Here is a 13783-nt window from a genome sequence, read left to right on the forward strand (position 1 = left end):
TATTCTTGGCGAGAATTCAAAAAGCCGCGAACTAATCGATCCAGTCTTTGGATCAATGAAGTGGACGCATATTGTGACGTCTGCAAGCAGATTCGCCCTTTTCAAGACATGCGTCCCCGAGGCAGTGGCGCTGGCATGGCGATAAAAGCTCTTGAGTCTGGCACTTCATGTTTTGAGTTCTCATGTGTTTCTTGCAGGAAATCGCATCGTCTGTATCTGGTGGAGCAACTGCTTGGTGAGGGTTTTATTCGGATACAGAAATTTGGAGAGCTACCTAGAGCCAAGCTAAACAGGGATCGTAACCTTCAGAGGTTCTTGAAAGGCGATCGCGATAATTATGAAAAAGCCATTGTTTGCCTTTCGCACGAATACGGGATCGCTGCCTTCGCTTATTCCGCCGAATAGTAGAGAACAACATTTATAGGTTGCTGGACCTTGTGCAGGAAGATGCGCAATCTTCTGAGACCGAAAGTGAAGACCTAGAAGCCATAGATGAGCTTCGAAAAGAATCACCAATGAGCGAAAAGATTAAAGTGGCAAACCGAGCATTACCCGAACACCTCAAGCCGGATGGTCTAAATCCATTAGGGCGCCTATACCAAGCGCTAAGCCAAGGTGTGCACAGTTTGTCTGATGAAGAATGTCTCACAAGAGCAAATGAAATCAGCGTATGTTTGGCCTTCCTGGTTAGTGAGTTGGCAACACGAAAAGCTCACCGAGAAAATTTCAAAAGAATGGTTAGAAAGCTGTAAGGCTAACAAGGCCAAGCACAGTGACAGCGTTATAACGTTTTTACGCTCAGAAGTGTGATTGGATATTTTTAATAATCGAGAGTTAGCTACAGCTGCTCTTATTATAGTCGTCTTTATTTGGGCGTCTATAAAAAGTAAGGAGGTTCTGACTGCTATAAAGTTAGTCGTCAAATCCTTTTTTCAAAAAAGCCATACTGATAACCACTTTGACTTTTCTTTTATATATTTCAGCAGTTGTATATCTGCTCTATAGTATTAATATTTGGAATATAGGGTAGCTTAAAAATACGATACTGTGGTTTTTCTTTATCGGTTTTGTTCAGCTTATGAATACGACCAAAATAACCGATCCCCAAAAGTATTTGAAAATATCTTTAAGCTCTCAGGTTAAGCTCATTATACTAGTTGAGTTCCTCGTAGCGTTTCATACTTACGGCTTTATAACTGAATTTATTTTAGTAACGACAGCTACATTGTTGGCGTGTTGTAGTGCATTTGTTAAAAACAAACCTGAGTATCAGCAAGTACGAAAAGTATGTGACAATATTTTAGTCATAATGGGAACCTTGATTTTCATCAGCTCGATCTTAAATATATATGATGAGCCAGGTAGGTTTATCAGTATTGATATATTCAGGGATTTCTTGGTGCCAATATTGTTATCTGTATCTTTACTGCTATATGTGTATGTGTTTTATTTTTTTTTGGCGTACGAAAGAGCATTTATTATGACCCGTATCTATACTGATTCTCGACAACTTCAATGGTACGCAAAATTTCGCTCATTTGTTGCCTTCAAAGGTAAGCCAAAACATATCCATGAGTGGTTGCACTATTCTTGCATTTCAGAGTTTGAGTCAAGAAAAACGATTCGACTGTCAATAAGGAAATTTAAAGAACAGCAGCGTAGCTCAACAGTATAAAAAAGCGTTTAAGGCAGATTTCGCAACGCCCGCCATTTTTAGCTCAGGCTGAGTTTTTGTTTACGAAGCAATGGTTTTGATTAGGTGGTAGACGTCGCTCATTACTTAGCGCGGTGTTATCAAATAGAGAGTTTGAAAAAATGACCCTATCAGGTAGCTGCCTATGCGGCGGCGTCCAATACGAAATAACAGGCCCTCTTACCGACGTCTACTACTGCCATTGCACAATGTGCCGCAAGCTCCACGCGGCCGCGTTTCGAACCTGTGCCAAGGTGCAGTCCGAGCATTGGCGAACCGTCAAAGGCGAAGAGCTGCTTAAAACCTACGAGTCATCGCCCGGGGAGTTCAAGGTGTTCTGCTCGACCTGTGGGTCCAGCATTCATACCCGGTTCACTGAAAAGCCGGAGGTTTACGCGCTTCCTCTTGGCACCCTCGACACCGACCCCGGTGCGCGCCCAGGCCGCCATGTGTTCGTGGGCAACAAGGCGCCGTGGTACGAGATTGCCGATGACTTGCCCCAGTTCACCGAGAACGGCTGAGGCAGTGTTGCTCAGGCTTAATATCATTTTCAAAGCCCAGCCATTACTCTATGCACCCAGCTTACCCAAGGCGATCCACCAATCTTATGACGAGAAAAATACTAGGCTTGAAAGTCAAACGGCAGCAAGAAGCCAAGCCCGCCAACGAAGTTGAAGATCAATTCTCCGATGACCCCGAAAAACGCTTTCTAAATGGCGTCGCCATCCATCCGTCCCCACGCATTGATTTAGAAGCGGGTTCCAGTCAGCGCAGCGTACGAGCGATGGACTTGATCACGCCCATAGGGATGGGCCAACGCGGCTTGATCGTAGCACCGCCAGGCTCGGGCAAAACGACGCTACTCAAACATATCTGCCAGGCCGTGGCCGAGGCGCACCCGGATATCAAGCTGTATGCCTTGCTGATCGATGAGCGCCCGGAAGAGGTGACGGACTTCAAGCGCAGCGTGTCGGCAGAGGTACATGCGTCGTCTTCAGATGAAACCTACACCCACCATGTGCGTATGGCCGATAAGCTCCTTGAGGCGGCGCGTAAGCAAGCGGGTGAGGGGCACGATGTGATGATCGTGATCGATTCGCTGACTAGGCTTTCACGCGTTCATAACGCCGAGCAGCGGGGCAATGGCCGCACGATGACGGGTGGGCTGGATGCCCGAGCGATGGAAATACCCCGCAAGTTGTTCGGCGCCGCGAGAAAGATCGAAAACGGTGGGTCGCTCACGATTCTGGCTACCGTGCTGGTAGATACGGGAAGCCGTATGGATCAGGTGATTTTCGAGGAGTTTAAGGGCACGGGCAATATGGAGATTGTGCTGTCACGCGAGGTGGCCAATCAGAGGATTTTCCCGGCCATAGATATCTCCAAGAGTAGTACCCGCCGAGAAGAGCTTTTGATTGATACAAAGGATATTGAAAAAGTACGCACACTGCGTAGAGCGTTGACCCAGCTCAAGCCAGTCGAAGGCGCGCAGAAGTTATTTGAGTTATTAGGGAAATATCCAACCAATGCCGAGCTATTGGACGCGTTTTCACCAGGCTCCGCCTAGTCGTTAGAAAGACCTTTAATGGCCACACATGTTTACCCATGGCTTGGTAAAACAGGCCTTAATTGCAAACGCCTTTAGCAGAGAAGCTCACCTTTTATTCGTTAAGAGGTGAGCTTCTTTGTTATGGTTTAACGGTTACTTTTTCTTAAAGTTCAGGTTTGAAGCGGGCACTACTTTTCGAACTGGAAAGCCTTCAATTTCTCTGCGCTCAATGATGCTGTTTAATCGCCTTTCAATGGCACAAAGATTTTTAAAGTCAGCCAAGGCGACAAACGAGATAGCTTCACCAGAGGCACCCGCACGGCCGGTTCGGCCAATACAGTGAATGTACTCTTCTGGCTGAAAGGGTAAATCGTAATTCACCACACGGCTTAGCTCGCCAATATCCAAACCCCGTGCGGCAACCCCTGTGGCGACCAGGTACTTTAGCTCACCAGATTTGAACTGCGCCAAAATCTTTTCGCGCATGGCCTGGCTTCTGTCGCCATGAATGGAATCCGCTTTGATACCACGCTTTGCGAGTTGGTCAACCAGCTTGGCCGCGCCGTGTTTTTTCTCGATAAAAATAAGCGCCTGATCCCACGCTTGCTCGTTAATCAGGTGGCTCAGCAGGGCGGACTTGGTGTCTTTGTCTACCGCGATTAGCCATTGCTTGATGCTGGCGGCGGCGCGCTCGTTGGGAGAAATGGATATTTCAGACGCCAGGTCGGTCATCTTGCTGTCTGAAAAACCGTAGGCCAGCGCCCGAACGTCGCCATTCATGGTGGCCGAAAACAGCAGGTTCTGACGGTTTTCAGGCAGGCGTTCAATGATTTTGTTGATATCGTCGACAAAACCCATGTCGACCATTCTGTCCGCTTCGTCCAACACCATGGCTTTGAGTTCATCAAAGTGCAGCGCACGCTGATGCGCCAAATCCAGCAACCTGCCCGGTGTGGCGACGAGGATATCAATCCCTTCTATCAAGCGCTGTTTTTGAGGTTCGCTATCAACACCGCCATACACCGCCATGGAGGTTAAGTGCAGATGTTTAGCGTATTGAGCCACGCTGGCTTCAACCTGAACCGCTAGCTCGCGGGTCGGTACGAGAATCAGCGCACGGATGCGTTTGCCACGTAGCGTTCCCGCTGTACTGAACCGTTCTAGCAGAGGCAGAACAAAGGCTGCGGTTTTGCCTGTTCCGGTTTGTGCGGTGGCGATTAAATCGTTACCCGAAAGAATGGCAGGAATCGCTTGTTCCTGGATGGGAGTCGGGGTTTTGTAACCTAGTTCGGTAATCGCTTGAACTAGTGGGCTGGATAAGCCTAGTTTTGCAAATGACATAGGGGGCTCTGACGGGATGTCGTAAGGGGTGTCGAAATGAAAATATGTCGCAGTATAACGTAGTGCTTGTAGTAGCGCTGATTTACCGTGTTGCGTGAACTTTGCACATGCCTTGCTGCTCCGCATCCAAATTCCGAATAGGGCAGGCTGACCCGCAACGCCGTACGCCATTATGAGATAATCGAGTCAGAGAATTGATTAAGCAATCGACGAAGAGGAATACATGAGCTGGTTTATATTGTTTGTAGCGGGCCTTCTGGAGATTGGCTGGGCCATCGGGCTGAAATATTCGGTGGGCTTTACAAAACTCTGGCCGACTGCCTGGACGCTACTTTCGCTAGTGGCGAGTTTTCTACTGCTGGGCTTGGCGCTGAAAACCCTGCCCGTGGGTACCGCTTACGCGATATGGGTAGGGATTGGCGCAGTGGGGACGGCCATTTTAGGCATCGTGCTGTTTGGCGAATCTTTGGGCGTACTCAAATTAATGAGTTTAACGCTGATCGTTGCGGGGCTTGTCGGGCTTAAACTCGCCCACGCCTGATATCCATGGAAACCGCTAGTGGCTGCCCGTTCATTAAGCGTACCGGGGCGTGCTACCCGAAAGGCCACCGGGAGTACGTTGTTGAAAGTACGTTGTCGAAATCTGCTCTGTTAATGCCACCGTTATTGTTCATGACGCTTGATCATGTTTATCACCGGCAGCCCGCTCCTCCGCCTGATCCAACAGTACTGGGCCACTACCTGCCTCCGCCAACTCATCATCCGGGTTATACAGCGGGCAGCGGGTCATGCTTAAACAGCCGCAGCCGATACAGCCGCTGAGGTTATTGCGCAGCGTTTGCAGGTAGGCAATGCGGCCATCCAGCATGCGCTGCCAGTTCCGGGATAGCTGCTGCCAATCTTCCACCGTGGGCGTGCGGTTATTGGGCAGAGACTCGAAAGCTTGCTTGACCTCGTCCAGGCTGACGCCCACTTTTTGCGCGGCTTTAATCACTGAAATGCGCCTTAGCACCTCCGGTTTATAGCGGCGTTGGTTGCCCGCATTGCGCGAGCTTTGAATTAGCCCCTGCTGTTCGTAAAAGTGCAGGGCGCTGATATTAATGCCGCAGCGCTTGGCGACTTTGCCGACACTCCAGTTTGCCTCCGCCATTCTCGCTCCCGTTTTTCTTCTGGTTCAAAAAAAGCTTTACCTCAACTTGGGTTGAGGTTTTAACCTTTTATCCGAACCCACGCAAGGAGAGCAATATGTACTTGGAACACGTGAATCTGGTCGTTGCTGATATGAATGCCATGCTGGAGTTTTACCGCGCTGCCTTCCCACATTGGCATATACGCGATGAGGGGCAGGGTGAGTGGTACGGCAAACCGCGCAAGTGGGTGCACTTTGGTGATGAAAGGCATTACCTGGCGTTAAGCGATCATGGCGAAGGACAGAACCGAGCGCTGGAAGGCCATAGTGTTGGTCTGGCGCACTTTGCCTACGTGACCGATAACCTGGATGCCGTAGTGGCTCGATTAAATAACGCGGGCTTTTCCGTTGCCAAACCGGGTGCCACCGAGCCGTTTCGTAAAAACGTTTACTTCGTTGATCCAGCGGGGTTTGAGGTGGAGTTTGTTGAGTATCTGAGCGACATCCCGGCAGAACGTAATTTAAATCGCGATGCGCAGTAACCAGCAGTGTAGAAAGAATCAGAGCAACGGAAGGGAGATACTGTAGTGAAAGTCGTCGTCATTTTTCATTCTGTAACAGGCACTACCAAAAAGCTGGCCCACTCGATTGCATCAGGTGCTGCAATGGAGCCTGGTGTTGAAGTGGTCACAGTAGAAATTGTTGGCGCCGATATTGTTGAAGGGCGTTTCCGTAACATCGAGCTGCTGCGGCAACTCGATAATGCTGATGCGATTATCTTTGGCTCACCTACTTATATGGGCTGCGTATCAGCACAGTTTAAAGCGTTTACGGATGCCACAAGTGAGTGGTGGGCAAGGCAAGCATGGGCAAACAAAATTGCCGCGGGTTTTACCATTGGTGCTAACTTAAGTGGTGATCAACTGAGTACGATTCAGTACCTGCAAGTGTTCGCTAGTCAACACGGTATGTTTTGGGTGGGTCTGGATACACCGGGCAACTATGATCCTGCAATGCGTAACAGGCTTGGTGCACAGTCCGGGCTTATTGCCCATTCCGTGGATACTGATCTCAATGAAACGGACTTACTTACTGCGCGTTATTTAGGTCAGCGGGTAGTACAAACCGCTAAAAAGCTCGCGGCTTGAAGGAGAGAACGTGCAAATTTGTGAAACGGGATAGTATGAAACAGAGCGGTGCATTGAATGACAGCACATTGAATATGACAAGTGTTTAATGAATGATGAGCTTCGTAAGCATCTCGCGCCAAAACATAAGATAAAGTTAAAGCTTTCTATGAAGTGGCACTTAAAGTGGGGTGGAACATGCAAGGGCGCACGGGGTTACAGGCATAATTATCATACTGCCTTTATTCTGAAATAGGAATCGACATCACAGGGGCATTTAAATATGCCTACTCGTATGAAATTTTGGAGTACATGGGTAGCTAATAAAGGCCTCCATGAATGCTGTAACTCAGCGGTACTAATCTCCATCGTTATGGGCTTGAGATAAGAATGGACTATCTAGAAGTCAATGCCAGTGACATTCCCACCCAGCTTTTACTGGAAGCCGATCCTTCTGAACAGAGCATCGCATCTTATCTGGATGGCGCTTGGTGCTTCGCGGCAAAGCTAAACGGAAACGTCGTTGGTGCCTGTGTCACAAAATCTATTAACACCGACATCGCTGAAATATTTAATATCTCGGTTTACCCGGAATTTCAGCAGCAGGGCCTTGGTTCTGGACTGTTGAGCTTTGCCTTGTCTGAGCTGAAAAGCAAAAAAATACAGCGTGTGGAATTAAGTACCGGCACTTTTGGATATCAACTGACCTATTACCAACGCCATGGGTTTAGAGTTGATCATGTGGTTAAAAACTATTTTCTGAATAATTACCCTGAGCCGATTCTTGAAGATGGCATACAGCATCAAGACGCGCTGCGGTTGTACGTAACGCTATAAAAAGGTGAGTTCAGTGGCAAAAGTAACCTTAAAAGGGTTTATCGAGGTTCCCGGTAGCGATCTTGATGGCGTGCAAGCCGAACTTAACACTCACCGCCAACTTACTCTTGAGGAGCCTGGCTGCATAACGTTTAAGGTTACTCAAGATAAAACTGACCCGTGCCGTTTTGATGTTTATGAGGAATTTATTGACCGCAAAGCCTTTGAGGAACATCAACAGCGGGTGGCAAGCTCTGACTGGGGCAAGCTAACCCGTAACGTGAAACGCCATTACGATGTGTTTGAGTAGGTTATCGTATCGTTTTACTAATCAAGAGAGACTTCGATAGGCGGTTTTGCGACGCAGTAAAACTTGCCTGAGATGCGCCCTCGCTGCAAGGTAACCCCTTAATATCACCATTTTTCGAGGAATTCTTGTGAAAAAAGTCGCCATCGTAACCGGCGGAGGGCGCGGTATTGGCGCCGCTACTTCAATTAGGTTATCGGGCCAAGGGTATGCCGTTTGCGTTAATTACCTTAAAAATAAAGCAGCAGCAGACGCAGTGGCGGCGCATATTATTGAAGCGGGCGGTAGAGCGATGGTCTTCCAAGCGGATGTTTCAGTGGAAAGTGAAGTGCATTCACTGTTTGAGGCAACCCGAAAGCGGTTGGGAAAAGTAACGCACTTGGTTAATAACGCGGGCATTCTATATACCCAATCTGTGTTTACCGATATTAGTGCTGAGCGCTTTCAGAAGGTGTTGAGCGCCAACGTGATGAGTGCTTTTCTATGTTCGAAGGCATTTATCAATCAGGCAGAGGGAGCGGGCGCGATTGTCAATGTCTCTTCCGCTGCGGCACGCACCGGTGCGCCGTTTGAGTATATTGACTATGCCACATCAAAAGGTGCGATGGATTCGATGACCAAAGGCTTGGCTCTTGAGCTTGCTGACAGGAGTATTCGCGTTAACGGAGTGCGGCCAGGCTTTATCCATACGGATATGCATGCCGATGGCGGTGAACCGGGGCGGGTTGAGCGCTTGGCGCCCCAAATCCCTTTAAAACGTGGCGGCACCCCTGAAGAGGTTGCTCAGGCTATCACTTGGCTTCTATCGGATGAGGCTTCTTATGTGACCGGCTCGTTTATTGATATTGCGGGTGGTCGGTAGTTTGTCTTAAGCGAGTAGAGGCTTTTTCAATCGCCAACTCGACGTTACTGTCGGAAAAACCTTCAAGAGAGCGCTTCATGGGTATAATGCGGCCCATCGCCCATTGCCGTAGTGTGGGCGCGCATATCGGGTCGTATCGGCGAGTTTACCAGTCGATTCTCATTTTACTGTAGAAGGTAGCTGACATGATCAATACCAAAATTTACAAGGCCGTTTATGAGTTGGCTGAAAAGCTGATGAAGGCGGCAGAGAAGGACGATCGAGAGACGTTTGATTCGCTTTATGCAGAGCTGAACGCTATTTGTATCGAGCATGAAGATACCGATAAGGATCATCCGGAGCAGTGGGAAACGTTGGCGGATTTTACCGAAGAGCTGGATGACGCGCTGGTGATGTATGAAAAGGCGCTTCACAAAGCCGAGGTCGCCAATGCTAAAGACCACCTGTCGTCTATCGGTTTTTCAATGGCGACCCTGCAGGTTGAGTTGGGCCAGGAAGAGGCTGCTATTCAACATCTGAAAAATGCCAAAATCAGTGCCAACAAGATTGAAGATAAAGATTTGAAAGCAGAAATTGATGAGCTGCTTGAAAAACTGACAGCGAAATAGCTGGCTTTGTTGTTACCATGATGATCTTGATAAATGCACATCCAACGGGATTGTGCTGGGTTTTCCTAAGACCAGGAGCTATCGTTTGACCAATAATGATATTTTTCGCCGTATCCGGTACTGCTTTGATTTAAAAGATACTGCCGTATTGAAAGTTTTCGCGCTGGCAGAGTTCACAGTATCTGAGGAGCAGGTGTCCGGGTGGCTGAAAAAGGAGGAAGACGAAAAATTCCTCAAAATGAGAGACCGCGAGTTGGCCGCGTTTCTTAACGGATTTATTAGCTATAAGCGTGGGAAGCGCGACGGCGAGCAGCCCGCGCCAGAAAGTAACTTGAACAACAATATGGTGTTCCAGAAGCTGCGCATTGCGCTGAATTTAAAAGCCGATGATATTCTAGCTATTTTTGAGCAGGCCGAGTTTCGGTTGAGCAACCACGAGTTAAGTGCTTTCTTCCGCAAGCCTACGCATAAAAATTATCGTGAGTGTAAAGACCAGGTGTTGCGTAATTTTTTAATGGGTCTTCAGTTCCAGCAACGCCCTGAATCCAGGGGTTCAGAAGAAGTCTGAGGTTGTCACGCCGCTGCGATTTACAGGGTTTCAGAAGTAAAAATGGCCATTCAATGCGAATGGCCATTTGCTGTTAAGCGTTTTTTAAACAGAACCTAACGCTTTAGCAGGTTGGTTTTGGCCAGATCAATGACTTCGTGCATGCCGCCATCCATGACGGCACGTAGCCCCCAGAGGCTAAACCCTTTGACCTGCTCCATGCCGATGGTGGGCGGCAGTACCAGCTCTTGTTTGGCTGTTACTACATCAAGTACGGCGGGGCCATCGTGGGCTAATACATTGTCGATGGCATCGGCCAGCTCGCCAGGGTTTTCAACACGACGGGCATAAATGCCCATTGCGCTTGCAACGGCAGCAAAGTCGGGATTGTCCAGGTCTACGCCCGTATTAATGAAACCGGCTGCTTTCATTTCAAGTGCAACGAAGCCGAGTACTCCATTATTAAAGATGACGATTTTGATCGGAATGTTGTGCTGTTTAAGTGACAGTAAATCGCCCATCAGCATGGAAAGGCCACCGTCGCCGGAGAACGTAATAACTTGCCGACCCGGCTGCGCGTACTGAATGCCAATCGCCTGAGGCATGGCGTTAGCCATCGAGCCATGCGAGAACGAGCCGATAAGACGACGTTGGCCGTTCATTTTAAGGTAACGTGCCGACCAGACTGTGCACGTTCCTACATCGGCAGTAAAAATCGCATCCTCATTGGCCTTTTCGCTCAACAAGCGCGCAAGGTACTGTGGGTGGATAGGTGAGTGGGCCGAGTGATTTTGCGCCTGTTTGTCCAGGCCTTCGCGCGCTTTAACGTAGTGGGCCAGCGCTGCATCCAGAAAGTGCCGGTCAGTGCGCGTATGAAGCGCCGGCAGAATGGCCTCAATGGTTAACCCGATATCGCCGACCACGCCCAATGCCAGCTTGGCGCGCCTGCCCAGGTTTTCAGGGCGAATATCGACCTGCACGACGTTGGTCTTTTGCGGTAAAAACTGTTTATACGGAAAATCCGTGCCCAGCATCAGCAGCAGGTCGCACTCCTGCATGGCCGCGTAACCTGATGAGAACCCGATAAAGCCGGTCATGCCGACATCATAGGGGTTGTCGTATTCGACGTGCTCTTTGCCGCCGAGTGCGTGCACGATGGGGCTCTTAAGCGCATCGGCCAATTGCATTAGCTGGGCGTGTGAACCGGCGCAGCCTCGGCCAGCGAAAAGCGTAATGCGCTCTGCATCGTTGAGTAGTTTGGCGAGTGCTTCCACTTCGGTTTTGGCGGGCACCACACGTGGCGTGGGGGGTAATAAGCCATGGCGCTGCGTTACCGTTTTAACCGGTGAGGCGCGCAGTGCAACATCACCAGGCAACACCACGACCGCAACGCCACGCTGCCCAACGGCGGCGCGGATGGCATTGTCCAGCACATAAGGTAATTGGCTGGCGTCGGAGACCAGCTCACAGTAGTGGCTGCATTCACGAAATAGTTCTTGGGGGTGGGTTTCCTGGAAATAGCCGCCGCCGATCTCTGAAGAGGGAATATGCGCGGCAATGGCCAGCACCGGCGTGCGCGTGCGGTGGGCATCGAACAGGCCGTTGATAAGATGCAGGTTGCCGGGACCGCAAGAGCCGGCACAAACGGCTAGGCTACCGGTTAGTTGTGATTCGCCGCTGGCGGCGAATGCGGCAACTTCCTCATGGCGTAGGCCCACCCATTCGATGCCGGGCCGCTCGCGTATGGCCTCGGTTAGTCCATTCAGGCTGTCGCCGACAACGCCGTAGATCCGCTCAACACCACTTTCCACCAGCGTTTCGATCACTAAATCAGATACGTTTTTGATAGACATGAGAGACCTCAAACAAAGTCCAGGTTTAACGTTGCGGCTGTTTGCTTGCGCGTGTCGTAGCAGGCCTCTTTATCCGTTTTAAGGTCGATGCCGTAGGTGGGAATGATCGTCTTGAGTTGGGGGAGCCAGCCATCAGCAGTTAGCTTGTCGGCAAAGCATTTCTCCAATACCTCTAGCGCGATAAAGGCCGCCGTTGATGCGCCAGGAGAAGCGCCTAGTAACGCGGCGAGGGAGTGATTGGATGAGGCGATTAGCTCGGTGCCAAACTCCAACACACCGGCTTTTTCATGGCTGGGTTTAATGATTTGCACGCGCTGACCCGCCACGGCGTGGGTCCAGTCGTGATGGCGTGCCATTGGGTAGTATTGGCGCAGCATCTCAAATTGGTGGCTCTTGCTTTGCAGTACCTGGGAGACCAGATACTCCGTTAGTTGCCAGTTATCCTTTGCAACATCAAGCATGGGCATCACATTATCCAGGTGTACCGAACGGAACATGTCCGTTAGAGAACCTTGCTTGAGAAAGCGCGATGAAAAACCGGCGTAAGGGCCGAACAGCAGCGATTTTTTATCACCAATAATGCGCGTATCCAGGTGGGGAACTGACATCGGAGGCGAGCCATGGGCCGCCTTGCCGTACACCTTGGCGTGGTGACGTTCACTAATGCTGTCTATATCGCAGCGTAGCCAAATACCACTGACGGGGAAGCCGCCGTAGCCGTGCCCTTCAGGAATGCCAGACTTTTGCAGCAGTTCGATAGCGCCGCCACCCGCGCCGATGAAAACAAACCCAGCCTGAATGCTTTCATGGTGCTTGCTGTGCGTGTCGTGCATTTTCACGCACCAGCGGTTGTCGTTTTGTCGAGTAATATCCTGTACGTGCTTTAAGTAGTGAATTTCAAACCCGGATTGCTGCGACAAATGGTCGAACAGCAGGTGGGTAAGCGCGCCATAGTCGACATCAGACCCTGATACGATACGCGTCGCCGCGACGGGCTCGCCATCGCTGCGTCCTTCCATGATGAGCGGGGTCCACTGCTCAATCTGCGCGGGGTCTTCGCTATATTCCATGCCGTGATAGCAGTGGTGCGATGACATCTGTTTAAAGCGCTGGCGTAGATAGTTGACGTTATCCTCGCCCCAGACAAAGCTCATGTGCGGGCAGGGATTAATAAATGCCTGTGGGTTGGGAATGGCCCCTTTCTTGACCAGATAGGTCCAGAGTTGGCGTGAAATATCGAACTCTGTGTTGACCTCCAGCGCCTTGCTGATATCAACCGTGCCGTCTGAGCGAGCAGGGGTGTAGTTCATTTCGCAGTTGGCGGCATGCCCGGTACCTGCGTTATTCCAACCATTGGAGCTTTCCTGGGCGCAATCTTTCAGTGTTTCCAGCACCACAATCTTGAGTGAAGGTTCTAGCTCTTTGAGAAGAGTTGCGAGCGTGGCGCTCATGATGCCCGCGCCGACCATTACAATATCTGCCCGCTCGGGAATCTGTGCTGATGTAGGCATGAACGTTCTCCGCTTAGGAACTCAGCACTTGCTTGATGCGCTGATAAAGGGAAGGTCAATATCCTGCGGCACTATGGCATACACGCGTCGCCAGGGCTGGTTATCGATTAGATGCCAGCGGTGGCCGCCACCTGTGGTGTCTTCCGCCAATAAAATGTCGCCGGGGTGCAGCGTGAATGAGTCGCCCGTGCGCGTCTCGAAAGTGAGTGTGCCGCTAAGCGTTAAGACGAATTGACGGTTAGGAGCGTCATGCCAGCTAAAGCTGCCGCCTTCGCTTGTTTCGCGAAAGGAGATGCTGGTCGTTTCGATGACATCACTGAGCAAGTCATGGCGCTCACCTTTGGGAAGATCAATCCATCCTTCTTCAAAACACGATTGATGGTTACTGCCTGTCCATAACCTTACACATCGGAACATTACTGACTCCTGATTGTGAGTAG

Annotated in this window: 17 protein-coding genes; 12 read left to right on the plus strand and 5 right to left on the minus strand. The window is 50.2% G+C overall.

What is annotated here, in order from left to right; all coding sequences use genetic code 11:
- The 4 genes from ACT3T6_RS13440 to rho all read left to right on the plus strand — a co-directional run.
- Positions 1–405, plus strand: a 405-nt coding sequence (locus ACT3T6_RS13440) for a hypothetical protein (protein WP_444625953.1), incomplete at its 5' end; no start/stop codon positions are given.
- 32 nt (positions 406–437) lie between these two features.
- Complete coding sequence (locus ACT3T6_RS13445; RefSeq protein WP_193056802.1) at positions 438–752, plus strand: hypothetical protein; 315 nt, start codon at positions 438–440, stop codon at positions 750–752.
- 1063 nt (positions 753–1815) lie between these two features.
- Positions 1816–2214 carry a GFA family protein gene (locus ACT3T6_RS13450; protein WP_193053176.1) on the plus strand — a complete coding sequence of 133 codons (399 nt, stop codon included), beginning with the start codon at positions 1816–1818 and terminating at the stop codon, positions 2212–2214.
- Between the two features lie 86 nt (positions 2215–2300).
- On the plus strand, positions 2301–3260 hold the full coding sequence (gene rho, locus ACT3T6_RS13455; protein WP_193053175.1) for a transcription termination factor Rho: 960 nt from the start codon (positions 2301–2303) through the stop codon (positions 3258–3260).
- Positions 3261–3395: 135 nt separating this feature from the next.
- Here the strand turns inward: rho and ACT3T6_RS13460 are convergent, their stop codons facing one another.
- Positions 3396–4583, minus strand: a complete 1188-nt coding sequence (locus tag ACT3T6_RS13460; protein ID WP_193053174.1) for a DEAD/DEAH box helicase — start codon at positions 4581–4583, stop codon at positions 3396–3398.
- Positions 4584–4806: 223 nt separating this feature from the next.
- Here ACT3T6_RS13460 and sugE point away from each other — a divergent pair, with 223 nt between their 5' ends.
- On the plus strand, positions 4807–5124 hold the full coding sequence (gene sugE / locus ACT3T6_RS13465) for a quaternary ammonium compound efflux SMR transporter SugE (protein ID WP_193053173.1): 318 nt from the start codon (positions 4807–4809) through the stop codon (positions 5122–5124).
- 129 nt (positions 5125–5253) lie between these two features.
- Here sugE and soxR read toward each other — a convergent pair whose 3' ends face one another.
- On the minus strand, positions 5254–5733 hold the full coding sequence (gene soxR, locus ACT3T6_RS13470) for a redox-sensitive transcriptional activator SoxR (RefSeq protein WP_193053172.1): 480 nt from the start codon (positions 5731–5733) through the stop codon (positions 5254–5256).
- A 95-nt stretch (positions 5734–5828) separates the two neighbouring features.
- Here soxR and ACT3T6_RS13475 point away from each other — a divergent pair, with 95 nt between their 5' ends.
- The 7 genes from ACT3T6_RS13475 to ACT3T6_RS13505 all read left to right on the plus strand — a co-directional run bounded on the left by ACT3T6_RS13475 (position 5829) and on the right by ACT3T6_RS13505 (position 10000).
- A complete protein-coding gene (locus ACT3T6_RS13475; RefSeq protein ID WP_193053171.1) occupies positions 5829–6254 on the plus strand; it encodes a VOC family protein in 426 nt (141 codons plus the stop codon).
- Positions 6255–6299: 45 nt separating this feature from the next.
- Positions 6300–6860, plus strand: coding sequence for a flavodoxin family protein (locus tag ACT3T6_RS13480; RefSeq protein WP_193053170.1), 561 nt, complete (start codon positions 6300–6302; stop codon positions 6858–6860).
- Between the two features lie 369 nt (positions 6861–7229).
- The gene (locus tag ACT3T6_RS13485; protein ID WP_193053169.1) at positions 7230–7676 is read left to right on the plus strand and encodes a GNAT family N-acetyltransferase; all 447 of its coding nucleotides are present in this window, start codon (positions 7230–7232) and stop codon (positions 7674–7676) included.
- Between the two features lie 13 nt (positions 7677–7689).
- On the plus strand, positions 7690–7965 hold the full coding sequence (locus ACT3T6_RS13490; protein WP_193053168.1) for a putative quinol monooxygenase: 276 nt from the start codon (positions 7690–7692) through the stop codon (positions 7963–7965).
- A gap of 127 nt (positions 7966–8092) precedes the next feature.
- The gene (locus ACT3T6_RS13495) at positions 8093–8824 is read left to right on the plus strand and encodes a glucose 1-dehydrogenase (RefSeq protein WP_193053167.1); all 732 of its coding nucleotides are present in this window, start codon (positions 8093–8095) and stop codon (positions 8822–8824) included.
- A 185-nt stretch (positions 8825–9009) separates the two neighbouring features.
- On the plus strand, positions 9010–9432 hold the full coding sequence (locus ACT3T6_RS13500; RefSeq protein ID WP_193053166.1) for a tetratricopeptide repeat protein: 423 nt from the start codon (positions 9010–9012) through the stop codon (positions 9430–9432).
- Between the two features lie 85 nt (positions 9433–9517).
- Complete coding sequence (locus ACT3T6_RS13505) at positions 9518–10000, plus strand: YehS family protein (protein WP_172118236.1); 483 nt, start codon at positions 9518–9520, stop codon at positions 9998–10000.
- A gap of 95 nt (positions 10001–10095) precedes the next feature.
- On the opposite strand, the gene poxB is transcribed toward ACT3T6_RS13505, so the two are convergent.
- Genes poxB through ACT3T6_RS13520 form a run of 3 tightly spaced genes read right to left on the minus strand, consistent with a single transcriptional unit; the run spans position 10096 to position 13760 of the window.
- Positions 10096–11832, minus strand: a complete 1737-nt coding sequence (poxB, locus tag ACT3T6_RS13510; RefSeq protein WP_193053165.1) for a ubiquinone-dependent pyruvate dehydrogenase — start codon at positions 11830–11832, stop codon at positions 10096–10098.
- An 8-nt stretch (positions 11833–11840) separates the two neighbouring features.
- The gene (gene mqo / locus ACT3T6_RS13515; RefSeq protein ID WP_193053164.1) at positions 11841–13343 is read right to left on the minus strand and encodes a malate dehydrogenase (quinone); all 1503 of its coding nucleotides are present in this window, start codon (positions 13341–13343) and stop codon (positions 11841–11843) included.
- Between the two features lie 21 nt (positions 13344–13364).
- Positions 13365–13760 (minus strand): hypothetical protein, encoded by a 396-nt coding sequence (locus tag ACT3T6_RS13520; protein WP_193053163.1) that lies wholly within the window; start codon positions 13758–13760, stop codon positions 13365–13367.
- Positions 13761–13783 lie beyond the last annotated feature (23 nt).

This window comes from Halomonas sp. 72 (genome assembly GCF_052379785.1).
Taxonomy (GTDB): Bacteria; Pseudomonadota; Gammaproteobacteria; order Pseudomonadales; family Halomonadaceae; genus Vreelandella; species Vreelandella citrativorans.

Bases quoted from the DNA above. Each gene is read 5' to 3' on its own strand.
- ACT3T6_RS13450 (WP_193053176.1), top strand. From the start codon at position 1,816: ATGACCCTATCAGGTAGCTGCCTATGCGGCGGCGTCCAATACGAAATA.
- rho (WP_193053175.1), top strand. From the start codon at position 2,301: ATGACGAGAAAAATACTAGGCTTGAAAGTCAAACGGCAGCAAGAAGCC.
- ACT3T6_RS13460 (WP_193053174.1), bottom strand. From the start codon at position 4,583: ATGTCATTTGCAAAACTAGGCTTATCCAGCCCACTAGTTCAAGCGATT.
- sugE (WP_193053173.1), top strand. From the start codon at position 4,807: ATGAGCTGGTTTATATTGTTTGTAGCGGGCCTTCTGGAGATTGGCTGG.
- soxR (WP_193053172.1), bottom strand. From the start codon at position 5,733: ATGGCGGAGGCAAACTGGAGTGTCGGCAAAGTCGCCAAGCGCTGCGGC.
- ACT3T6_RS13475 (WP_193053171.1), top strand. From the start codon at position 5,829: ATGTACTTGGAACACGTGAATCTGGTCGTTGCTGATATGAATGCCATG.
- ACT3T6_RS13485 (WP_193053169.1), top strand. From the start codon at position 7,230: ATGGACTATCTAGAAGTCAATGCCAGTGACATTCCCACCCAGCTTTTA.
- ACT3T6_RS13500 (WP_193053166.1), top strand. From the start codon at position 9,010: ATGATCAATACCAAAATTTACAAGGCCGTTTATGAGTTGGCTGAAAAG.
- poxB (WP_193053165.1), bottom strand. From the start codon at position 11,832: ATGTCTATCAAAAACGTATCTGATTTAGTGATCGAAACGCTGGTGGAA.
- mqo (WP_193053164.1), bottom strand. From the start codon at position 13,343: ATGCCTACATCAGCACAGATTCCCGAGCGGGCAGATATTGTAATGGTC.
- ACT3T6_RS13520 (WP_193053163.1), bottom strand. From the start codon at position 13,760: ATGTTCCGATGTGTAAGGTTATGGACAGGCAGTAACCATCAATCGTGT.